Origin of the sequence: Bacillus sp. MSP13 (assembly GCF_000815295.1) — a bacterium.
In the GTDB taxonomy this organism is placed as follows: domain Bacteria; phylum Bacillota; class Bacilli; order Bacillales; family Bacillaceae; genus Bacillus; species Bacillus vallismortis.
The window spans coordinates 114,614-135,421 of record NZ_JXAQ01000008.1 but is presented as its reverse complement, the minus strand read 5'-3'; the positions used below and the strand labels follow the sequence as shown (position 1 = coordinate 135,421).

The 20,808-nt window shown below is 45.2% G+C and carries 24 protein-coding genes, 1 pseudogene and 1 riboswitch; of the genes and pseudogenes, 16 read left to right on the top strand and 9 right to left on the bottom strand.

What is annotated here, in order from left to right; translation table 11 throughout:
* Nucleotides 1-30: 30 nt before the first annotated feature.
* From menB to SC79_RS09575, 7 genes and pseudogenes are all read left to right on the top strand, one after another.
* Nucleotides 31-849 (top strand): 1,4-dihydroxy-2-naphthoyl-CoA synthase, encoded by an 819-nt coding sequence (gene menB, locus SC79_RS09605; RefSeq protein WP_010329489.1) that lies wholly within the window; start codon nt 31-33, stop codon nt 847-849.
* Between the two features lie 90 nt (nt 850-939).
* Nucleotides 940-2,400 carry an o-succinylbenzoate--CoA ligase gene (locus tag SC79_RS09600; RefSeq protein WP_039074847.1) on the top strand — a complete coding sequence of 487 codons (1,461 nt, stop codon included), beginning with the start codon at nt 940-942 and terminating at the stop codon, nt 2,398-2,400.
* Nucleotides 2,397-3,511: pseudogene (gene menC / locus SC79_RS09595) on the top strand (o-succinylbenzoate synthase). The gene SC79_RS09600 and the pseudogene menC overlap by 4 nt, the downstream one beginning before the upstream one ends.
* 284 nt (nt 3,512-3,795) lie before the next feature.
* Nucleotides 3,796-4,716, top strand: a complete 921-nt coding sequence (locus SC79_RS09590; protein WP_039074846.1) for a metal ABC transporter solute-binding protein, Zn/Mn family — start codon at nt 3,796-3,798, stop codon at nt 4,714-4,716.
* 18 nt (nt 4,717-4,734) lie between these two features.
* Nucleotides 4,735-5,487: a metal ABC transporter ATP-binding protein gene (locus SC79_RS09585; protein ID WP_039074845.1), complete on the top strand. Its 753-nt coding sequence runs from the start codon at nt 4,735-4,737 to the stop codon at nt 5,485-5,487.
* Nucleotides 5,488-5,492: 5 nt separating this feature from the next.
* Complete coding sequence (locus SC79_RS09580) at nt 5,493-6,800, top strand: metal ABC transporter permease (protein WP_039074844.1); 1,308 nt, start codon at nt 5,493-5,495, stop codon at nt 6,798-6,800.
* On the top strand, nt 6,790-7,677 hold the full coding sequence (locus tag SC79_RS09575; RefSeq protein ID WP_039074843.1) for a metal ABC transporter permease: 888 nt from the start codon (nt 6,790-6,792) through the stop codon (nt 7,675-7,677). The genes SC79_RS09580 and SC79_RS09575 overlap by 11 nt, the downstream gene beginning before the upstream one ends.
* Nucleotides 7,678-7,695: 18 nt before the next feature.
* Here the strand turns inward: SC79_RS09575 and SC79_RS20020 are convergent, their stop codons facing one another.
* The 3 genes from SC79_RS20020 to SC79_RS09565 are packed head-to-tail and all read right to left on the bottom strand — an operon-like array spanning nt 7,696 to nt 10,323.
* Nucleotides 7,696-7,854, bottom strand: coding sequence for a DUF1540 domain-containing protein (locus SC79_RS20020; RefSeq protein ID WP_010329496.1), 159 nt, complete (start codon nt 7,852-7,854; stop codon nt 7,696-7,698).
* A gap of 54 nt (nt 7,855-7,908) precedes the next feature.
* A complete protein-coding gene (locus SC79_RS09570) occupies nt 7,909-8,949 on the bottom strand; it encodes a cytochrome d ubiquinol oxidase subunit II (protein ID WP_039074842.1) in 1,041 nt (346 codons plus the stop codon).
* A 42-nt stretch (nt 8,950-8,991) separates the two neighbouring features.
* Complete coding sequence (locus SC79_RS09565) at nt 8,992-10,323, bottom strand: cytochrome ubiquinol oxidase subunit I (RefSeq protein WP_039074841.1); 1,332 nt, start codon at nt 10,321-10,323, stop codon at nt 8,992-8,994.
* A 205-nt stretch (nt 10,324-10,528) separates the two neighbouring features.
* Here SC79_RS09565 and SC79_RS09560 point away from each other — a divergent pair, with 205 nt between their 5' ends.
* Nucleotides 10,529-10,777 (top strand): type B 50S ribosomal protein L31, encoded by a 249-nt coding sequence (locus SC79_RS09560; protein ID WP_003219346.1) that lies wholly within the window; start codon nt 10,529-10,531, stop codon nt 10,775-10,777.
* A 114-nt stretch (nt 10,778-10,891) separates the two neighbouring features.
* Complete coding sequence (locus tag SC79_RS09555) at nt 10,892-11,455, top strand: beta-class carbonic anhydrase (protein ID WP_039074840.1); 564 nt, start codon at nt 10,892-10,894, stop codon at nt 11,453-11,455.
* Here the strand turns inward: SC79_RS09555 and yidD are convergent.
* Entirely contained in the window at nt 11,452-11,679 is a 228-nt protein-coding gene (gene yidD, locus SC79_RS09550) for a membrane protein insertion efficiency factor YidD (protein WP_010329500.1), read from the bottom strand. The two genes, SC79_RS09555 and yidD, sit on opposite strands and share 4 nt — an antisense overlap.
* A 126-nt stretch (nt 11,680-11,805) precedes the next feature.
* Here yidD and SC79_RS09545 point away from each other — a divergent pair, with 126 nt between their 5' ends.
* Both SC79_RS09545 and SC79_RS09540 read left to right on the top strand, forming a co-directional pair.
* Nucleotides 11,806-12,279: an S-ribosylhomocysteine lyase gene (locus SC79_RS09545; protein ID WP_010329501.1), complete on the top strand. Its 474-nt coding sequence runs from the start codon at nt 11,806-11,808 to the stop codon at nt 12,277-12,279.
* Nucleotides 12,280-12,401: 122 nt separating this feature from the next.
* On the top strand, nt 12,402-12,842 hold the full coding sequence (locus SC79_RS09540; protein WP_039074839.1) for a FixH family protein: 441 nt from the start codon (nt 12,402-12,404) through the stop codon (nt 12,840-12,842).
* Here the strand turns inward: SC79_RS09540 and ytzI are convergent.
* On the bottom strand, nt 12,836-12,976 hold the full coding sequence (gene ytzI, locus SC79_RS09535; protein ID WP_039074838.1) for a YtzI protein: 141 nt from the start codon (nt 12,974-12,976) through the stop codon (nt 12,836-12,838). The two genes, SC79_RS09540 and ytzI, sit on opposite strands and share 7 nt — an antisense overlap.
* Before the next feature lie 131 nt (nt 12,977-13,107).
* On the opposite strand from ytzI, the gene SC79_RS09530 reads away from it, so the two are divergent.
* From SC79_RS09530 to ytkD, 3 genes are all read left to right on the top strand, one after another.
* A complete protein-coding gene (locus tag SC79_RS09530) occupies nt 13,108-13,545 on the top strand; it encodes a Dps family protein (protein ID WP_010329504.1) in 438 nt (145 codons plus the stop codon).
* A 167-nt stretch (nt 13,546-13,712) separates the two neighbouring features.
* Entirely contained in the window at nt 13,713-14,117 is a 405-nt protein-coding gene (locus SC79_RS09525) for a phage holin family protein (protein WP_010329505.1), read from the top strand.
* 214 nt (nt 14,118-14,331) lie between these two features.
* Nucleotides 14,332-14,808: an RNA deprotection pyrophosphohydrolase gene (gene ytkD, locus SC79_RS09520; RefSeq protein WP_010329506.1), complete on the top strand. Its 477-nt coding sequence runs from the start codon at nt 14,332-14,334 to the stop codon at nt 14,806-14,808.
* A 226-nt stretch (nt 14,809-15,034) separates the two neighbouring features.
* On the opposite strand, the gene SC79_RS09515 is transcribed toward ytkD, so the two are convergent.
* Genes SC79_RS09515 through SC79_RS09505 form a run of 3 tightly spaced genes read right to left on the bottom strand, consistent with a single transcriptional unit; the run spans nt 15,035 to nt 17,623 of the window.
* Entirely contained in the window at nt 15,035-15,847 is an 813-nt protein-coding gene (locus tag SC79_RS09515) for an ABC transporter permease (RefSeq protein ID WP_039074837.1), read from the bottom strand.
* A complete protein-coding gene (locus SC79_RS09510; protein WP_039074836.1) occupies nt 15,822-16,604 on the bottom strand; it encodes an ABC transporter ATP-binding protein in 783 nt (260 codons plus the stop codon). Before SC79_RS09510 ends, SC79_RS09515 begins: the two co-directional genes overlap by 26 nt.
* Nucleotides 16,605-16,615: 11 nt before the next feature.
* Nucleotides 16,616-17,623 (bottom strand): ABC transporter substrate-binding protein, encoded by a 1,008-nt coding sequence (locus SC79_RS09505; protein WP_039074835.1) that lies wholly within the window; start codon nt 17,621-17,623, stop codon nt 16,616-16,618.
* 150 nt (nt 17,624-17,773) lie between these two features.
* Between SC79_RS09505 and SC79_RS09500 the strand changes: the two genes are divergently transcribed.
* Nucleotides 17,774-18,547 carry an alpha/beta hydrolase family protein gene (locus tag SC79_RS09500; RefSeq protein WP_010329510.1) on the top strand — a complete coding sequence of 258 codons (774 nt, stop codon included), beginning with the start codon at nt 17,774-17,776 and terminating at the stop codon, nt 18,545-18,547.
* A gap of 51 nt (nt 18,548-18,598) precedes the next feature.
* Entirely contained in the window at nt 18,599-18,841 is a 243-nt protein-coding gene (locus SC79_RS09495; RefSeq protein WP_039074834.1) for a DUF2584 domain-containing protein, read from the top strand.
* 38 nt (nt 18,842-18,879) lie between these two features.
* Here SC79_RS09495 and pckA read toward each other — a convergent pair whose 3' ends face one another.
* Nucleotides 18,880-20,463 (bottom strand): phosphoenolpyruvate carboxykinase (ATP), encoded by a 1,584-nt coding sequence (gene pckA, locus SC79_RS09490; RefSeq protein WP_039074833.1) that lies wholly within the window; start codon nt 20,461-20,463, stop codon nt 18,880-18,882.
* A 197-nt stretch (nt 20,464-20,660) separates the two neighbouring features.
* Nucleotides 20,661-20,798, top strand: a riboswitch (SAM riboswitch).
* The last annotated feature ends 10 nt before the right edge of the window (nt 20,799-20,808 follow it).

Genomic DNA, 20,808 nt, shown 5'->3' with positions numbered 1-20,808 from the left:
TTCATATGGAAAAATAGAGGAGGTCATATCATGGCTGTAGAATGGAAAACTGAACGGACATACGATGAAATATTGTATGAAACGTATAATGGTATTGCAAAAATAACAATCAACCGCCCTGAGGTACATAACGCGTTTACCCCTAAAACGGTTGCTGAAATGATTGATGCGTTTGCTCGCGCGAGAGACGATCAAAATGTCGGGGTTATCGTGCTTGCCGGTGCCGGAGACAAAGCCTTTTGTTCTGGCGGAGACCAGAAAGTGCGCGGTCACGGCGGTTATGTAGGAGACGACCAAATTCCGCGTTTAAACGTACTGGATCTTCAGCGTTTAATCCGTGTCATTCCGAAACCGGTTGTCGCGATGGTGTCCGGATATGCGATCGGCGGAGGCCATGTGCTCCACATCGTATGTGACTTGACAATCGCTGCCGATAACGCGATTTTCGGACAAACAGGCCCTAAAGTGGGAAGCTTTGACGCTGGTTATGGTTCTGGCTACCTGGCTCGAATCGTAGGCCATAAAAAAGCCCGTGAAATTTGGTATCTGTGCCGTCAGTACAACGCACAGGAAGCGCTGGACATGGGTCTTGTCAACACAGTTGTTCCTTTGGAACAGCTTGAAGAAGAAACGATTAAATGGTGTGAAGAAATGCTTGAGAAAAGCCCGACCGCACTGCGCTTTCTTAAAGCTGCATTTAATGCGGATACAGACGGACTTGCTGGAATTCAGCAGTTTGCAGGGGATGCGACCCTTCTTTACTACACAACTGATGAAGCAAAAGAAGGCCGTGATTCCTTTAAGGAAAAACGCAAACCTGATTTCGGACAGTTCCCTCGTTTCCCGTGATCAGCAATACGGCGTCAACAAACAGCTTGAGACTTTGCGGTCCAAGCTGTTTTCTTTTCAATACAGACATTTTACCTCGGAGATGATGACATGCTGACAGAACAGCCCAACTGGCTCATGCAGCGGGCACAGCTGACACCTGAGAGAATCGCTCTCATCTATGGAAACCAAACCGTAACATTTGCAGAATTGTTTGCGGCGTCTAAGCGGATGGCGGCGCAGTTTGCTGCTCGTTCGGTTCGGAAAGGAGACACCGCAGCCATTTTGCTCCAAAACCGTGTCGAGATGGTATACGCCATTCACGCTTGTTTTTTGCTTGGTGTGAAGGCGGTACTTTTGAACACGAAGCTTTCAACACATGAAAGGCTGTTTCAGCTGGAGGATTCCAGGGCTCGCGTTTTAGTGACAGATTCAAGCTTTGACAAGCATCATTATGGGCACATCGTTCAAACCATTGATGTGGATGAATTGATGAAAGGGGCCGCAGTTGAAATTGAGATCCAGGCTTATATGCAATTGGATCAAACAGCAACCCTGATGTATACGTCGGGTACGACCGGCAAGCCCAAGGGGGTTCAGCAGACTTTCGGAAACCATTATTTCAGTGCGGTGTCATCCGCGCTTAATTTGGGTATAACAGAACAAGACCGCTGGCTTATCGCATTGCCGCTCTTTCACATTAGCGGATTGTCCGCGTTATTTAAATCTGTGATCTACGGAATGACTGTCGTGCTTCACCAGCGTTTTTCAGTAAGCGATGTGCTGGATTCTATCAACAGGCATCAAGTGACCATGTTATCTGCCGTGCAGACGATGCTGGCCAGTCTTTTGGCCGAAACAAGCAGCTGCCCTGAATCCATCAGATGCATTCTGCTCGGCGGAGGCCCTGCGCCGCTGCCATTGCTTGAGGAATGCCGTGAGAAAGGATTCCCTGTCTTTCAATCATATGGGATGACAGAGACATGCTCACAAATTGTGACCTTGTCACCGGAATTTAGTATGGAAAAGCTCGGATCTGCGGGTAAACCGCTGTTTTCATGCGACATTAAAATAGAGCGGGACGGACAGGCATGTAAACCGTTTGAACACGGTGAAATCATGGTCAAAGGCCCGAACGTTATGAAAAGCTATTTTAACCGGGAGAGCGCTAATGAATCATCCTTTCAAAATGGCTGGCTGAAAACAGGTGATCTTGGATATTTAGACAGTGAAGGCTTTCTATATGTATTAGACAGGCGTTCAGATCTGATCATATCAGGCGGAGAAAATATTTATCCGGCTGAAGTGGAATCTGTGCTGCTCTCACACCCCGCTGTGGCCGAAGCTGGTGTTTCTGGGGCTGAGGACAAAAAATGGGGGAAAGTGCCTCACGCCTTTTTAGTCCTGCACAAGCCTGTAAGCGCAGAAGACTTGACCGCCTACTGCAAAGAACGTTTGGCGAAGTATAAAATTCCTGTGAAATTTTTCCGACTTGATCGCCTGCCGCGCAATGCGTCTAATAAGCTTTTGCGAAATCAGCTGAAGGATGCGCGTAAAGGAGAACTGCTATGATCGAAATAGAGAAAATTACGCTTTACCATTTGAGCATGAATTTAAAAAACCGTTTAAAAACAGTATTGAAACGCTACAAGAGCGTAAATTTCTGATCGTGGAAGCCATTGATATATCCGGTGTCACAGGCTGGGGAGAAGTGTCTGCGTTCTCTTCGCCTTGGTACACTGAGGAAACCATTGGAACATGTTTACACATGCTGAAGGATTTTTTTATTCCCAATGTTGTCGGGCGAGAATTCAATCACCCTTCCGACGTGCCGGACAGCCTGGCGCGCTATAAAGGCAACCGGATGGCAAAAGCGGGACTTGAGTCAGCTGTGTGGGATATCTATGCGAAAAAGAAGGGCATATCTCTCGCCGAGGCATTGGGCGGGACGAGAGAAAAAGTCCCTGCCGGGGTGGTTGTCGGCTTGGCGCCTCTTGATGATATGCTGAAGGAAATTGAGAGCTATCAAAAAGAGGGTTATCAACGAATAAAAATTAAAATTCAGCCGGGACAGGATGTGGAATTGGTCAAGGCCATCCGGACCAGGTTCCCAAACATCCCGCTTATGGCCGATGCCAATTCCTCCTATAAGCTGAAGGATATCAGCCGCTTAAAGGAGCTTGATGACTATCATTTAATGATGATTGAGCAGCCGCTTCAAGCTGATGACATCGTTGACCACCGCCACTTGCAGAAACATTTGAAAACAGCCATTTGCCTTGATGAAAGCATTTGTTCAGCTGATGATGCGAGACGGGCGATTGAGCTCGGAAGCTGCAAAATCATTAATATTAAGCCTTCCCGTGTCGGCGGCTTAACAGAAGCCTTAAAAATTCATGATTTATGCAGAGAGCATCATATGCATGTTTGGTGCGGCGGAATGCTGGAAACAGGCATTTCCAGAGCCCAGAACGTGGCGCTTGCTTCACTGCCGCAATTCACAATACCTGGTGATATTTCATCGTCATCACGCTATTGGGATGAAGATATTGTAACCCCTGATATCCGTATTGATAATGGATTTATTTCTGTGTCCAAACAGCCGGGTTTAGGGGTTGAGGTGAACCAGGAAATCATGCGGAAATATGTGACCAAAATGGATGTTTTCACGCAGCATGGATAAGAAAAAAAGCATTTTGGCATTTTGAGAGAATGTCAATGTGCTGTTATAGTAAAAGCGTTCGTTGAATACATCCCTTCTCGTTTGGACCGGCTGCTAACCCAGCCGGTTTTTTTATATGCAAAATTGCACTTGACAAAAATGGACAAACGCGATAATTTTGCACTGAGGAAACTTTTTGTCCTATCTAAATAAAATATGCTTTTGTCTAATTTAATGTCACATGTCTAAGAAATCAAAACATAAAATAATACCACCGGACATTGATGGCAAAGAGGAGGGAAAATATGAAACAGGGACTGATGGCAGCAGTGCTTTTGGCCTGCTTTGCTTTAACGGGATGCGGGGTTGATTCAGCGGGAAAAAGCGCCGACCAGCGCCTGCAGGTAACGGCAACAACATCCCAAATTGCCGATGCAGCCGAAAACATCGGAGGAAAACATGTGAAGGTTAACGCTTTAATGGGACCGGGAGTCGATCCGCATCTTTATAAAGCGTCACAAGGTGACACGAAAAAATTAATGTCAGCCGATGTTGTCCTGTACAGCGGATTGCATTTGGAAGGAAAAATGGAGGACATTCTCAAAAAGATCGGCGAACAAAAACAAGCAGCAGCAGTTACTGAGGCAATACCGAAAAACAAGCTTATTTCTGCGGGAGAAGGCAAAACGTTTGATCCGCACGTTTGGTTCAGCATTCCGTTATGGATCTATGCGGTGGATGAAATCGAAGTGCAATTCAGCAAAGCGATGCCTGAGCACGCGGAAGATTTTAAGAAAAATGCCAAAGAGTACAAAAAGGATTTGGAATATTTAGATAAGTGGTCACGTCAGGAGATTGCAAACATTCCGGAGAAAAGCCGTGTGCTGGTCACCGCTCACGATGCTTTTGCGTACTTTGGGAAAGAGTATGGATTTCAAGTGAAAGGCCTCCAGGGGTTAAGCACAGATTCTGATTACGGATTGAAGGACGTGCAGGAGCTGGTCGATCTCCTGACAGAAAAACATATAAAAGCGGTTTTTATCGAAAGCAGCGTATCTGAAAAATCAATAAATGCAGTGGTGGAAGGCGCTAAAGAAAAAGGCCATACAGTCACGATCGGCGGCCAGCTCTACTCGGATGCCATGGGTGAAAAGGGGACAAAAGAAAGCACATACCAAGGGATGTTCCGCCACAATATCAATACCATTACCAAAGCGCTTAAATAAAGAAAAGGGGTGAAGAATATGTTCCCTGTTGAGCTCGAGAATGTAACGGTCGCATATCATAAAAAGCCGGTTCTGCAGGACATTTCACTGCAAGTGCCTGAAGGAAAACTAATTGGCATTATCGGTCCAAACGGCGCGGGAAAATCAACCTTGATTAAAACCATTCTCGGTCTTGTGCCCCGGGCTTCAGGAGACATCTCTATTTACGGCAAAGATTATCAGAATCAGCGGACAAGAATCGGATATGTTCCGCAGCGCGGATCGGTTGACTGGGATTTTCCCACAAACGCGCTTGATGTCGTACTGATGGGACGATACGGGCGGATTGGTTTATTGAAAAGGCCAAAAAAAGCTGATGTTGAATTAGCGCAAGCCGCTTTAGAAAAAGTCGGGATGCTTGATTATGCGAAAAGGCAGATCAGCCAGCTCTCAGGAGGCCAGCAGCAGCGGGTGTTTCTTGCCCGGGCGCTATGCCAGGACGCTGACATTTATTTTATGGATGAACCGTTTGCCGGTGTTGATGCAGCAACGGAGCGGGCAATTATGACGCTTATGGCAGACCTTAAAGAAAAAGGAAAAACAGTGCTTGTCGTCCACCATGATCTGCAGACTGCAGAGGAATATTTCGATTGGATCCTCTTGCTTCATCTAAGAAAGATCGCTTTCGGACCGGCGAAAAACGTATTTACGATCGAAAACCTGCAAAAAACGTATGGAGGAAAGCTGGCGTTTTTAAAAGATAAAGTGCTGGCAGAAGAGCAGAAGGGGTGAGCGCATTGTTTGAAAGTTTGTGGCTGCAGCTCCAGCATCCGAATACACAGTGGGTGCTGGCGGGTACGCTTTTACTCGGGGCGGCAAGCGGGGTTTTAGGCAGCTTTGTGCTGTTGAGAAAGCAAAGTTTAATCGGCGATGCGATGGCCCATTCAGCTCTGCCGGGAGTGTGTCTCGCTTTTCTGTTTACCGGGCAAAAATCATTGCCGTTCCTTTTGCTTGGGGCAGCACTTGCCGGGCTCCTTGGAATGTGGTGCATTCAGCTGATTCCGCGGCTTTCAAAAACAAAAGAGGACTCGGCGATCGGGATCGTTCTCTCTGTGTTTTTTGGCGTCGGAATCATATTGCTGACATATATTCAGCAGCAGGGAGCGGGGAGCCAAAGCGGGCTTGATTCTTTTTTATTCGGCCAGGCGGCTTCATTGGTCAGGCAGGATATCATCCTGATTGCGGGGGTATCCGCAGTTTTATTGCTCCTTTGTATTGTTTTCTTTAAGGAGTTTACATTCATTACTTTTGATCTTGCGTTTGCAAAGGGATTAGGAATGCCTGTGCGTTTTTTAAACGGGCTTCTGGCTTGCCTGATCGTCTGTGCTGTTGTTATCGGGCTTCAGACCGTCGGTGTGATATTAATGGCGGCTATGCTGATTACGCCTGCCATAGCCGCAAGATATTGGACCGAGCGATTAACAGGAATGATAGTCATTGCCGGTCTCATAGGCGGTGTAAGCGGCGCAGCCGGAACCTTGCTTAGCACGACGATGAAGGGTATGGCGACAGGGCCATTAATGATCATATCAGCAACAGCGATTTTTCTATTTTCAATGATTTGCGCGCCGAAGCGGGGATTGGCAGCAAAAACAATAAGGCTGATTAGACTGCGGCGCAAAACATGCCGGGATCAGGTGCTGCTGACAATTTATGAGCAGTATGAACAGAACGGTCTTGACGTAACGGCTGAAGGTGTAAGAAAGAAAAGACGGCTATCCCCTTCATTATGCCATAAGGTATTGAATGATTTGGAAAAAGAGGGATGCATCGTGCGTAAAGAAAAGGGACTTTGGCAAATGACACGAGCCGGAATAGAAAAAGGCTATCACATCGCTTTAAAGCATCGAATGTATGAGGTGTACCTCATGCATGAAATGGAGCTTGCGAATATAGAAATTGATCAGGAGCATTTTGATCCGGATCGTTTGCCTGAGGAAACGAGAGAGCGGCTTTTTTCACTTTTAAAGCTGTATGGACGGATGCCTGAGCTTCAAAAGGCGTCTCCTGATTCAGAGAAGGGACAGATCGCAAATGAGTTTTGAAGCGTGGATTATAGCTACTGGTATATTAGTCGGTGTAAGCTGCGCGCTGATCGGCACCTTTCTCGTGTTGAGAAGAATGGCGATGCTGGCCGACGCGATCAGCCATACAGTGTTGCTGGGCATTGTCGGTGCTTTTCTTGTGACAGGAAGTCTTGATGGGATACCCATGTTAATTGGCGCGGCCTTATCTGGACTGTTAACGGCATTTTTGGTTCAGCTACTCCACAGCAAGGGGGTTCAATCTGATGCCGCGATAGGCGTTGTTTTTACATCTTTATTTGCGGTGGGCGTGATTTTGCTTTCTATGTATGGAGCGAATGTCCATCTTGATATTGAGCACTCGTTAATGGGGGAAATCGCTTTTGTGCCGTGGAATACCATCACGGTATTCGGATCTGACATCGGGCCGAAAGCGTTTTGGATGCTTGCATCTGTTTTGGTTCTAAATGTAGTGTTGATCAGTGTGTGCTATAAGGAGTTCAAAATCGCTTCGTTTGATCCGCAAATGGCTTTAGCGCTCGGTATACCTGTGTTGCTGATTCATTATGTGCAAATGGGCATGCTCTCACTCACGACCGTGGCTTCCTTTGATTCGGTGGGGGCTGTATTGGTTGTGGCCATGCTGATTGTCCCGCCAGCTGCGGCTCATTTGCTGACAGACCGGCTTCTATATATGCTGATCCTCAGCGCCGTGATTGGAGGGCTGTCGGCAGTTATGGGCTACTTCTTTGCAACATGGCTGAATGTTTCGATTTCCGGAGCGATGGCAGCCATGACAGGTGTATGGTATGCAGGCGCTTTATTGTTCTCACCTGCAAACGGGGTCATGACAAAAAAGATAAGAACACTGAACATGCGAAAAGAAAGAGCTGGCTGACGCAGCTCTTTCTTGTGATTACAAATCATGCGGCTTAAACGTTTTGCAGTCCGTTTCCCGGCTGTTATCAGCTGTTTCACCCGTATGGCTGACCACATAAATGGCATCAGCAGTGCATTTGTTTCCTTTGCCCCAATAAGTACAGTTGTTGACTTCGCACAGAATTTTCTGCTCCATGCCATCCCCTCCTTATTAAAGGTTCTGGCTTAGTATGACCGGCTAACTTGTCCTCTATTCCTCTTGGCGGATATAACGCTTATCCTTCATAAACATTTTCCAGAAGAAAAAGAAACCGGGAAAGAGGATGATAAATGCAACGATATATGTCGCAAACAGCGCTCTAAACGTTGCCGGCTCTGTAAATCCCGACATGATTGTCACATCAGGGTAAATCATGTACGGAAGATGCGCCCGCCCGTACGCATAGCTGGCGAGAAAATACTGTACTGCAATCGCGACAAGTGCAAGCCGCGGCTTTCCGATGTTTTGGCTAAAGCTTTTATTAGGCAGAAAAAGAGCGACACCCGCAATGACAAATGTAATAAAGGATGCGATAATCCATGTGAGATCATTCATCATTCCGCTATACAGCCAGTTTGCTTCATTTCGCAATGTCAGCATAATGCATACTGCAAATAGGAGTGAAATCGGGCCGGTAATTAAGGCGCTTTTTCTGTAAGCGCGGTACGCATCCTGTTCCTCCGCCACATTTGAAAAATCAGCAAGCAGCAGCGAGGATAAGAACAGAGTGGTTAAAATCGCAAACCCGATGAATGAATAGGCGTTCGGGCTTGAAAAGATTTTAGACATATTCAAGTTGTAAATTCCGTCCGTTTTTTCTATAAACCCTCCGTGTGTCACAGGAAGGACCAGAATTAAAATAGCAGGTATGAGAAAACCCGAGATACCGGAAATATATCGCAGGGTTTTTCGTTCTTTCGCTGTGTTTGAAAAAACGAGAAAGCCGCTTCGGATCGCTAAAAGCAGTAAAATCATGCTGCCGGGAATTAATAAAACGGTTCCGAGCACAAATGTCGCGCCGGGAAAAAAGCTGAAAAGAGCCACGACGATGGCCACAATAAAAACGTTTGTGACTTCCCAAGTAGGAGACAGAAATCGGTTCGCAATATCGGTCGCCTTCATGTGCTCCTTGTTTAAATAGATCATAGACCAAAATCCCGCTCCGAAATCCATTGTCGCCATAACGGCGTAGATAAACACAAAGCCCCAGATAATTGAGATGGCGATCAGAGCGTCAGTTGTAATGTCCATATGTTGATCTTCCTTCCGTTTGGTTTCCTGTGTCCGGAATCGTTACGACTCCGTTGCATTTAAATCTTCGTCGACCGGGTGTTTGCGGAAATAGTACAGCAGCACATAAACGACTGCAGCGCCCAACACGGCGTAAACGAATGTGAAAAATAAGAAAAGAATTCCGATCGAGCCGGTCGTCGTCACGACATCCGATGTTTTCTGGAGGTGATAGATGACCCATGGCTGCCTTCCCGTACAGGCGAAAATCCAGCCGAATTCAATGCCGATAATGCTAAAAGGGCCTGCCGTCATAAAAATGACCAAAAGCCACGTTGGGAAACGGTCTTTCTTGAGCACCTTTTTCCATACGATACCGATAATGGAATAGAGAATAAGCAGCATACCAACTCCGACCATCGCATTAAACAGCGTGTGAACGAACAGCGGCGGCCATTCGTCTTTTGGAAACGCATTCAATCCTTTTACAACAGTGTCAAAACGGTCGGCTGCCAAAAAGCTTAACGCCCATGGAATTTCGATGGCCCATTTTACTTTTTCTTCATTCGGATCGGTGAAACCGCCGATCGCAAGCGGGGCGTGAGACGTTGTTTCAAACAAACCTTCGGCCGCGGCTAATTTTTCGGGCTGGTATTCGTGCAGCATCTGAGCTGATTCGTGGCCGTTCAATGCTGTCACCAATGAAAAAATACCGCCGATTGTCAATGAAAGCAAAAGCGCTTTCCGGTGAAAGCGATAGATGTTTTCCTTTTTTTGCGACCGGATCATCTTGTATGCGGCGACAGAAGCGACGATAAAGGCCCCTGTCATAAACGCGGACACGACGACATGGCCGGCGGTGACAAAAAAACTCGGGTTGAAAAACGCGGCCCACGGATCAACATCAGTAATGTTTCCATTTTCCATTTTGAAACCAGCAGGCGTGCCTTCAAAGGCGTGAACATTCGTGATGAGAACAGCTGACGCTGCCGCTCCGACTAACACAAAGAAAACGGCAACAATCCTCATAGCCGGCGACAAGCGGTCTGCGGCGTATACATAGATCGACATGAATAGGGCTTCCACAAAAAAAGCATAAATCTCAATTTGAAACGGCAGGGACATGACTCGGCCGATGACTTCCATAAATCCCGGCCATAGCAGCGCGAGCTGGGTGCCCGCAATCGTCCCGGTCGGTATGGCAACCCCAAGCAAAACGGCTTGTGCTTTTGTCCACCTTTTCGCCATGATCGCATAATGGTCATCTTTCGTTTTTTGATAGACCAATTCAGCCACTAATATCATGAGCGGCAGACCGACCCCTAGTGTTGCAAAAATGATATGAAAGCCCATTGTCGTGCCAAAGAGGCTTCTGGCCAATACTAAATCATCCACAATCGTAAACCACCTTTCTCAAAAGACGTTCTGTATGTATTTTGGGTTTATTATTTGCTTCCTCGTTTAGATTATTCTTCCTATTCTTCAATGCCAGGAGGTTTACGATATGGAAACACAGGGAAGGATGTAAGAAGATTGACAAAATGTTTGTGAAGATATAAAATAAAACGTAATTATTACGATTTGAAAGAAGGAGATAGATATGAAAGAAGGAATTCATCCAAAGAACCACAAGGTCATTTTTCAGGATGTCAACAGCGGCTACCGTTTTCTCAGCACCTCTACTAAAACCTCTAATGAAACGGCAGAGTGGGAAGACGGAAACACATATCCGGTCATTAAAGTAGAGGTCAGCTCTGACACGCATCCGTTTTATACAGGCCGTCAGAAATTTAATGAAAAAGGCGGAAGAGTGGAGCAGTTCAAAAAACGCTATAACATGGGGAAATGAGGCAGACCTGAGGGTTTGCCTTTTTTCATGCGCGGGTTGATTTCGATAAGATGACGAAAAGCCAAATCCTGTGATATATTGAAGAGTAAAAAGACCAGAAAGGATCAACAAGCGATGAGCCTACTAAATGATATTCTCGAATTTAACAAGACATTTACTGAACAAAGAGATTATGAAAAATATCAAACTTCAAAATTTCCAGATAAAAAAATGGCGATTCTTTCTTGCATGGATACTCGTTTGGTCGAATTGCTTCCGCATTCAATGAATATGAGAAACGGTGATGTGAAAATCATTAAAAGTGCCGGTGCGCTTGTGACACATCCATTCGGAAGCATTATGAGAAGTTTGCTCGTCGCAGTGTATGAGCTGAACGCCGATGAGGTATGTGTGATTGGGCATCACGATTGCGGAATGAGCAAAATCAGCAGTGAGAGCATGCTGAAAAGAATCAAAGAAAGAGGAATTTCCGAAGAACGCATCAATACATTAAAGTACTCCGGTGTTGACTTTGATCAATGGTTTAAAAGCTTTGATTCAGTAGAAGCAAGTGTGAAAGACAGTGTACACGTTATTAAACATCATCCGCTGTTTCCAGAAAATGTTCCAGTCCATGGCCTAGTTATTGATCCTGAAACAGGGAAATTGGATCTTATTGTAAACGGCTATACCGATTAATGTTTTCGTTTCTTTTCAGGAACGGGATCGACTCCTCCCGGATGGAGCGGGTGGCATTTCATAATCCGTTTGATGGTCAGCCATCCGCCTTTTAAAGCGCCGTGCGTTTTCAATGCTTCAATTCCATACTGGGAACAAGTCGGATAGAAGCGGCATGTTGGCGGTGTTAGCGGCGAGATGAATTTTTGATATCCTCTAATCAGAGTGATAAATAGGGTTTTCATATGTCTTCAGCAACCTTTCTGATGCCAGTATAAGAAAAAAAACGCAAATTGAAAAGTTATTCGATCATTCTTATCGGAACGCTATGTTATAATGAAATTACATTTTTAAAAGAGGAGAGTGCCATTATGCCTTCAGTAGAAAGTTTTGAGCTAGATCATAATGCTGTTGTTGCTCCATACGTAAGACATTGCGGCGTGCATAAAGTAGGAACAGACGGCGTTGTAAATAAATTTGATATTCGTTTTTGCCAGCCGAATAAACAGGCGATGAAGCCTGACACTATTCATACACTTGAGCATTTGCTCGCGTTCACGATTCGTTCTCACGCTGAGAAATACGATCATTTTGATATCATTGATATTTCTCCAATGGGCTGCCAAACCGGCTATTATCTTGTTGTGAGCGGAGAACCGTCACCAGAGGAAATTGTTGATCTTCTTGAAGACACAATGAAGGAAGCGGTAGAGATTACCGAAATTCCGGCTGCGAATGAAAAGCAGTGCGGCCAAGCGAAGCTTCATGATCTGGAAGGCGCTAAACGTTTCATGCGTTTCTGGCTGTCTCAGGATAAAGAAGAATTGCTGAAAGTATTTGGATAAAGATAAAAAGACCTTTTTGCGCTTATGCAAAAAGGTCTTTTTTGTGACGTATCATTTTTTATGTACCATTTACTGTAAGCGTTTGCTACTATTTAAGTAAACGATGAAAGAAGGGTGATGGCATGAAAAAGAGGTTAGTTGTTCTGCTTTTTTCTGCTTTTTTGCTTAGTGGCTGCGGATCTGGTGAAACCAAAGCAAACACTGCAGCTGAGACGCCTGAGGTGTTGGATGTCAAGCTGACCGGCCCTGAAAAAGTAAATCCCGGAGAAAGTGCCGCATATGAAGCAGCGGTATCATATGGTGACGAAACGGTGACGGACGCCGATGAAGTGGAGTTTGAAGTGTGGAAAGAAGGAGAAAAAGACGCCAGCCACATGTTTAAAGCAAAGCAAGAAAAAGGCGTGTACCGATTGGAAACAACGTTTAAGGAAGATGGGATATACACTGTTCAATCCCATGTCACAGCAAAAAAACAGCATAGCATGCCGACCATAAAAGTCCAAGTCGGGGACGCCGGTGCTGCCGGCAATCAGTCTAAAGACGAGCATTCACACGATCATTGACTGTTTGAATCAGAGTTTGGTTCTTGCGGAGGATCGATGGTGTGCTTTACATTGTAGGCTTTTACTGTGGTCCAAATGGTTACAAGCAAAACAGCCAGCACAATCAATATACTTACCGTAATGAGAAGCGCCATGACATTCTACCTCCCGTTTTTTAACAATTGTAGCATAGGAAAGCAAATCATGACAGATAAGGGTAAAAAAGAGGTTTTAGCGTACGATATAGAGGGTATACATATTCATATAAACAAGGAGGAAGATAATCATGTCAGAACAATTGATTCAAGCAGTGAACAAACAAGTCGCCAACTGGACCGTCATGTATGTGAAACTACATAATTATCATTGGTATGTGAAAGGGAAAGATTTCTTCACTCTTCATGAAAAGTTTGAAGAGTTGTATAATGAAACAGCCACTTATATCGATGATTTGGCAGAGCGTCTTTTGGCGCTGAACGGAAAACCGATTGCGACGATGAAGGAATCCTTGGAAACGGCTTCTGTAAAAGAAGCGGAAGGAAATGAAACAGCTGAACAAATGGTTCAGAGCGTATATGATGATTTCACTGTCATCGCGGAAGAGCTGAAAAGCGGCATGGATTTAGCTGATGAAGTCGGTGACGAAACAACAGGGGATATGCTGCTTGCGATCCATCAAAATATTGAAAAACACAACTGGATGCTGAAAGCTTATCTGGGATAAATGCAAAAAAGAAAGGCCGGATGTCTTATATATAGACGTCCGGCTTTTGATGTTGTATCTGAAAAAAATAGGCGACAACCAGTCCATTTTTCTGAAAAATCCAATCCGTTCGGCCTGTTTTCCATAGAATATGGTAAGGCCGTTTCTGTGAAAGGATGTTGGGATAAATGGATAGAGACTTTGGCATCTTTTCGTTTTTAACAGTCAGCGTTTCGGCAGCGGGTTTTTTCTTTGGCGGTTTTCAGTATTCATTCCTGATTTTGCTCTCTCTTATGGCAATTGAATTTATCAGTACGACCTTGAAGGAATCGATTATTCACAAGTTGGTGTTTAAAAAGGTATTTGCCCGGCTTGTCAAAAAACTAGTCACGCTGGCTCTGATCTCTGTTTGCCACTTTTTTGATCAGCTGCTGAATGCACAGGGGTCAATACGTGACTTGGCAATCATGTTTTATATTCTTTATGAATCTGTGCAAATTGTAGTGACAGCCAGTTCTCTCGGCATACCTGTTCCTCAGATGCTTGTCGATCTTTTAGACACGTTAAAAAATAAATTCAAGCGCAAACCGTAACTTTTAACTATTCACAGGCCATAATAAAGCCCAGAGCGTCAGTTGCACATTCTGGCAAAAGACACGGCAAAAACCTGTACGAGCTAATCTGTCTGTTTTTTTAGACCCTGATGGCGCGCTGGGCTTCCCTTATTTTTTGATAAAGGGCTTCCGAAGAAACATAACTGTGGTATGATGTATGGAAGATAGCTAGGAACGGATTTGAGGGATAAACATGTACGAGTTTAAAGATTATTATCAGAATACTGTTCAGCTTTCCTTTGACGATCAGCCTTTCTCGGACAGCCCGAAGCACGTCTGGGTGATTTGCCGTTTTGGCGGCAAATGGCTTTTAACAGAACATGAGGACAGAGGCTATGAGTTTCCAGGCGGGAAAGTAGAGCCGATGGAGTGCGCAGAAGAGGCGGCGCTCCGGGAAGTGAAGGAAGAGACGGGTGCGAGAGTGAAAAGCCTCAAGTACCTCGGACAGTATAAAGTTCTCGGTAAAGAAAAAGTGATTGTGAAAAATATATATTTTGCAGATATAGAAAAGCTTGAAAAGCAAGCTGATTACTTTGAAACGAAAGGCCCGGTTTTGTTTCATGAGCTTCCGGAAAACCTTTCCCGCAATAAAAAATTCAGCTTTATCATGAAGGATTCCGTTCTTCCGATCAGTTTGAAAAAACTGAAAGAAACTGGATGGATTGAATGAAAACCCGGCACTTGTGCCGGGTTTCAGATTGATGACAAAGTCATAAAACGGTTTTCGTTTTATGACTTTGTCATCTTTTCAGCGTGATTGAAAACCTTTGAAGTCTAGGAAGAACGAGCATTGGAGCGCAGCGAATGTAGTAATTCGTGAGCACCAACGCGCAGGACTGACAACGAATGCGAGGGTTTGTCGACACGCTGAAAACCCGGCACTTGTGCCGGGTTTTTTATGTCCTGCCTTTCGTCCATTTCTTTTCCAGCAGCTCTACGCCCTGATACATCAAAGTGGCGAATACGGCGATGATCAGCAGGCTTAAGAAGACGAGCGTAAAATTGAAAACTTGAAAACCGTAAATAATCATATATCCTAATCCGATCTTGGAAACAAGGAATTCCCCTACAATGACGCCAACCCATGATAAACCGACGTTTACTTTCAGTGTTGAAATAATGGCAGGGGAGGATGCGGGCAGAATCACTTCTTTAAAAATGGTCCATTTCTTTGCGCCAAATGTTTTCATGACTTTTATATAGTTTTCGTCAATCTCCTGGAAGGCGGTGTATACAACGATGGTTGTGATAATCACGCTGATGATGGCCCCCATCGCAATAATGCTGATCAAACTGGGGCCGAGTGCGACAATCAGAATCGGGCCCAGCGCCACTTTCGGCATTGCATTCAAAATAACAAGATACGGATCTAAAATCCTGGCAAGCCGGTTGGACCACCATAACAAAGCCGCAAGGCACGTGCCCATAAACGTTCCAAGCAAAAAGCCAAGCACCGTTTCACATAAAGTGACACCGATATGGGACAATAAAGACCCGTCACCGAGCTTTTCCAGCAATAAGTTCCATACAGAAGACGGGGCGCTGAAGATCAGCGGGTCGATCCAGCTGAGCCTGCTGGAGATTTCCCACCCCGAGAAAAAGAGAATAAATATGGCAAGCTGAAAGGAATGGACATTCCATTTTTCCTTTTTCTGCTTGAATCGATATTGATCGTGAAGGAGATCAATCGTTTCTTTGCTGTTTCTCAAGAGTATTCAGCTCCTTCCATATCGTTTGAAATAGCGTTTGGAAAGATGGCTCTTGACGGGCGTCAAAGGGCATCATTGCGGCCAATTCTTTAGGAGTGTTAAAAATCTGATGGATGGTGCCCGGCTGATTTGAAAATAAAAAAATTGTATCGCTCATTGCTATCGCTTCTCCAATATCATGAGTGACAAGCACTGCTGTTTTTTGATAATCCTTTAATGTGCGGAAAACCAGGTTTTCAAGTGACAGCTTTGTCTGAAAATCAAGCGCGGAAAATGGCTCATCGAGCAAAAGCAGACTTGGATTTGGGGCAAGAGTCCTTGCAAGCGCGGCCCGCTGGCGCATCCCGCCCGACAGCTCTTTCGGATATTTTTTCTCCACATCTGTGAGACCAAACTTAGACAATAGACCGAGTGCAGCGGCCTTGCTTTCTTCTGTCAACGCGTCGGCGACTTTTAAACCGAGAAGCACATTTTCCTCGATGGATTTCCAGGGAAATAAGTAATCCTGCTGAAGCATATAGCCGATGTTATGTTCTTTTTGATTAGGCTCCCGGCCTTCAATCAGAACTCTGCCTTCCGATGGCTCTATCAGGCCGGCGATAATGGAAAGCAGTGTTGTTTTTCCGCAGCCGCTTGGGCCGAGAAATGAGATGAAATCACCTTTTTCGGCATCGAAATGAATATCACGCACGGCTGTCGTTTTTTCTTTGATAGAAAAATAAGTATGGGTTACATGGTCGACATGTAAGAAAGACATAGATGGGCCTCCTATTTTTCTTCCGAGGTGACTTTTTCGGCAATTTTTTTATTTACAAGTTGATGGTATGGAATGCGCTTCGGCAGTTCTCCCGATTCATCCATAATGGTTTGGAGCCGCTCCCATTCTTTTTCGTTGAGCAGGGGGTCTGGCGAATACGAATCCTGCTTTTTATAGCGTTCAATTGATGTTTCGATGACTTCAGGATCGGTGTCATCAAATTCATCTTTAATGGCTTCCGTGATGTCCTTCGCAGAGTGATTTTCCACCCACTGCTGCGCCTTATAAATGGCTTTTGTAAACTTGACGGCTGTGTCTTCATGTTTCTTCAGGTAGCTTTGTTTCGCCATAAAAGTCGTATACGGAACCTGGCCTGATTCCTCTCCGAATGAAGCCACAATATGGCCGATGCCTTTTTTCTCAAAGAGAGAAGCTTGCGGTTCAAAGAGCTGTACATACTCGCCTGTTCCAGAAGCAAATGCATTGGCGATATTGGCGAAATCTATGTTCTGGATGAGATCAATATCCTTATGAGGGTCAATCTTATGTTTGTTCAGTACATACTCGCCGACCATTTGCGGCATGCCGCCTTTTCTCTGTCCGAGAAACGTTTTTCCTTTCAGCTGATCCCAGTCGAAGTGTTCAGCATCTTCTTTCGCGACAAGAAACGTTCCATCTGTCTGAGTCAGCTGGGCGAAATTAATGACGGGGTCTTTTGCTCCTTGCGCATCGACATAAATAGATGTTTCTGACCCGACAAGGGCGATGTCGGAGCCGTTTGATAGAAGCGATGTCATCGTTTTGTCGCCGCCCCATGTCGTGCTGACATTGACATCAAGCCCTTCTTCCTTAAAAAATCCTTTTGACTCTGCAACATACAGAGGCGCGTAAAAAATTGAATGGGTCACTTCCGCTACTTTGACTTTGGTGAGTGTTTCCTCCTGCTTGCAAGCCGCCAGAGCAATCATCAGAAAGATGCTGCCGACACAGGCGCAGCCCAGCCTTAACCATTTATTCACATAGACAACCTCCTTATTTAGCATCAAGTTCATAGCCTTTTTTGCTTTACATATCGTATGATGGGTATAAAAATGTGTGAATGCCTAATCAGGTTCTCTGGATGTAAATGTGGAGTAAGGAAAGCATATAGAAAAAAGGAGGCGGCTGCTTTGATTGTTGAGAAAAGAAGATTTCCGTCGCCAAGCCAGCATGTGCGTCTGTATACGATCTGCTATCTTTCGAATGGCTTACGGGTAAAGGGGCTTCTGGCTGAGCCGGTAGCACCGGGACAATATGACGGATTTTTATATTTGCGCGGCGGGATTAAAAATGTGGGCATGGTTCGGCCGGGCCGGATCATCCAGTTTGCGTCCCAAGGGTTCGTTGTGTTTGCTCCTTTTTACAGAGGAAATCAAGGAGGCGAGGGGAATGAAGACTTTGCCGGAGAAGACAGAGAGGATGCTTTTTCTGCTTTTCACCTGCTTCAGCAGCATCCGAATGTCAAGAAGGACAGAATCCATATTTTCGGTTTTTCCCGCGGCGGCATTATGGGGATGCTCACTGCGATTGAAATGGGGCGGCATGCAGCTTCATTTGTTTCCTGGGGAGGCGTCAGCGATATGATTCTTACATATGAGGAGCGGAAAGATTTACGGCGAATGATGAAAAGAGTCATCGGGGGAACACCGAAAAAGGTGCCTGAGGAATATAAATGGAGAACGCCGTTTGGCCAGATAAACAAAATCCAAGCGCCCGTGCTGTTAATCCATGGAGAAAAAGACCAAAACGTTTCAATTCAGCATTCCTATTTATTTGAAGAGAAGCTCAAACAGCTGCATAAGCCGGTGGAGACGTGGTACTACAGTACATTCACACATTATTTTCCGCCAAAAGAAAACCGGCGTATCGTGCGGCAGCTGACACAATGGATGAAAAACCGCTGACGATGAAATATGGTATGATGAAGAAAAAAGAGAACGAAAGGGGATTTCAATTTGGGAATGCCTGTTGAATTTAATACACTGATTGTGACAAAAGGAAAAGAAGTTCGCATAGATGAAAATATATTCACGTTAGAGAAAGACGGATACCGTGTGTATCCGATGGAGATTCCGATGGATGTGCGTAAAACAAAGTTCGGCGAAAAGTCAGGCACGGCAGAAGTGCAGAAGCTTCATTGGGAAGACGGCCGGACTATCATTACGTACAAGCTGACGTCTCTGTATTCCGTCAATTAAAACAAGCCAAGAGCGTAATTGCTCTTGGCTTTTGCTTTTTAAACGAGAGGGCCGCCTGCCTGTGCAATGGCATCTGTATGTGCGAACTTTTTAAAGTTCTCTTTGAATTCATGTGCGAGGCTGACCGCTTTTTCTCTGAATTCTTTCTTGTTGTTCCAAGTGTTTTCAGGCTGAAGGATATGATCAGGAACGCAGGGAACGTGAACCGGAATGTGCAGGCCGAAAATATCGTCAGTCGTCATTTCTGCATCCTCCAATTTGCCTTCAATCGCCGCCTTGACCATCGCTCTCGTATAAGAAAGCTTCATACGTTCGCCTGTGCCGTAGCCGCCGCCGGTCCAGCCGGTATTGACCAAGAAAACGTCTGCGCCGTGTTCATCGATTTTGTTGCCGAGCATTTCAGCATAGACATGAGCAGGAAGCGGCAGGAATGGTGAGCCGAAGCATGTGGAGAACGTCGTTTCAGGAGACGTCACACCGCGTTCGGTTCCGGCAAGCTTGCTCGTATAACCGCTCAAGAAATGGTACATCGCCTGCTCCTTCGTCAGTTTGCTGATGGGCGGCAGGACTCCGAATGCATCAGCCGTCAAAAATACAATGGCTGAAGGATGGCCCGCTATGCTTGGTGTGACGATATTGTCAATCATATGAATCGGGTAAGCCGCCCGCGTGTTTTCGGTATAGAAGGAATCATCATAATTGGCTTCACGTGTCTCTTCATCCACTACAACATTTTCAAGAACAGACCCGAAGCGGATTGCGTTAAAGATTTGAGGCTCTTTTTCTTCGCTTAAATGAATGCATTTGGCGTAGCATCCGCCTTCGATGTTAAAGACGCCTGTGTCAGACCAGCCGTGTTCATCGTCGCCGATCAGTTTGCGGTCAGCATCGGCCGAAAGGGTGGTCTTGCCTGTTCCAGACAATCCGAAGAAAAGGGCGACATCGCCTTTTTCACCGACATTGGCGGAGCAGTGCATAGATAGAATATCTCTTTCAGGAAGCAGGAAATTCATAATGGAGAAAATGGATTTTTTCATTTCTCCCGCATACTCTGTTCCGCCGATTAAAATCGTACGCTTTTCAAAAGAGACAATAATAAATGTTTCGGAATGTGTGCCGTCTGTTTTTGGGTCCGCTTTGAAATGCGGGGCAGAAAGAATGGTAAACGGCTGTTCAACTGTTTTCTTGTCATTGCCTTCCGGGCGGATAAACAGCTGTCTGGCGAATAAATTATGCCATGCGAATTCATTGACGACGGTGATCGGCAGTCTGTATGTTTCATCTGCTCCGGCGAATCCTTCAAAAACAAACAGCTCATCCCGCTGTTTCAAATAGCTGACAACTTTCGTGTACAGCCGGTCAAACGCTTCTTCTGAAATCGGCTGATTCACCGTACCCCAATCGATCTTATGTTTCGTGTTTTCTTCCTCCACGATGAATTTGTCCTTCGGTGAACGTCCTGTGTAAGCGCCTGTTGTCGCCCGAACGGCACCTGTGGATGTTAAAATGCCTTCGTTTCGGGACAGTACTTTTTCTGTAAGCTGTGCTGCTGATAAATTATGACACACATTTGAACTTGTTAATAAAGCTTGTAAATCAGCGGTTAAATCAACTGAGTTCATATGAAACCTTCCTTTATCGTTTATTTGTGTTTTGCTAATTGTGAATTAGTATAACATATATTTTCGAATAGTCTATACTATTTATCGTTTTTTGTGTGTGCGTTTCCATTGTTTTCCCTTGATATAGGTGCCTATTTCTTCTGAATCATATTGACATTGCAAACCCTTTTACGATAAGATATTTCATTGAGCGGATACTCTTATCCCGAGCTGGCGGAGGGACAGGCCCTATGAAGCCCAGCAACCGGTTTCTCTGTTATTATTATGTTCACCCATGTGAGACAACCAAGGTGCTAACCTGTTGCAAGGTTGTATGATTCCTTGAGCGATAAGAGTGAAAGGCAC

Coding starts and splice junctions, on each gene's coding strand:
- menB (WP_010329489.1), top strand. CDS start 31: ATGGCTGTAGAATGGAAAACTGAACGGACATACGATGAAATATTGTAT.
- SC79_RS09600 (WP_039074847.1), top strand. CDS start 940: ATGCTGACAGAACAGCCCAACTGGCTCATGCAGCGGGCACAGCTGACA.
- SC79_RS09510 (WP_039074836.1), bottom strand. CDS start 16,604: ATGTCTTTCTTACATGTCGACCATGTAACCCATACTTATTTTTCTATC.
- ytzI (WP_039074838.1), bottom strand. CDS start 12,976: ATGGCGCTTCTCATTACGGTAAGTATATTGATTGTGCTGGCTGTTTTG.
- SC79_RS09530 (WP_010329504.1), top strand. CDS start 13,108: ATGTCAGAACAATTGATTCAAGCAGTGAACAAACAAGTCGCCAACTGG.
- SC79_RS09590 (WP_039074846.1), top strand. CDS start 3,796: ATGAAACAGGGACTGATGGCAGCAGTGCTTTTGGCCTGCTTTGCTTTA.
- SC79_RS20020 (WP_010329496.1), bottom strand. CDS start 7,854: ATGGAGCAGAAAATTCTGTGCGAAGTCAACAACTGTACTTATTGGGGC.
- SC79_RS09525 (WP_010329505.1), top strand. CDS start 13,713: ATGGATAGAGACTTTGGCATCTTTTCGTTTTTAACAGTCAGCGTTTCG.
- SC79_RS09575 (WP_039074843.1), top strand. CDS start 6,790: ATGAGTTTTGAAGCGTGGATTATAGCTACTGGTATATTAGTCGGTGTA.
- ytkD (WP_010329506.1), top strand. CDS start 14,332: ATGTACGAGTTTAAAGATTATTATCAGAATACTGTTCAGCTTTCCTTT.
- SC79_RS09560 (WP_003219346.1), top strand. CDS start 10,529: ATGAAAGAAGGAATTCATCCAAAGAACCACAAGGTCATTTTTCAGGAT.
- pckA (WP_039074833.1), bottom strand. CDS start 20,463: ATGAACTCAGTTGATTTAACCGCTGATTTACAAGCTTTATTAACAAGT.
- yidD (WP_010329500.1), bottom strand. CDS start 11,679: ATGAAAACCCTATTTATCACTCTGATTAGAGGATATCAAAAATTCATC.
- SC79_RS09570 (WP_039074842.1), bottom strand. CDS start 8,949: ATGGACATTACAACTGACGCTCTGATCGCCATCTCAATTATCTGGGGC.
- SC79_RS09545 (WP_010329501.1), top strand. CDS start 11,806: ATGCCTTCAGTAGAAAGTTTTGAGCTAGATCATAATGCTGTTGTTGCT.
- SC79_RS09585 (WP_039074845.1), top strand. CDS start 4,735: ATGTTCCCTGTTGAGCTCGAGAATGTAACGGTCGCATATCATAAAAAG.
- SC79_RS09555 (WP_039074840.1), top strand. CDS start 10,892: ATGAGCCTACTAAATGATATTCTCGAATTTAACAAGACATTTACTGAA.
- SC79_RS09540 (WP_039074839.1), top strand. CDS start 12,402: ATGAAAAAGAGGTTAGTTGTTCTGCTTTTTTCTGCTTTTTTGCTTAGT.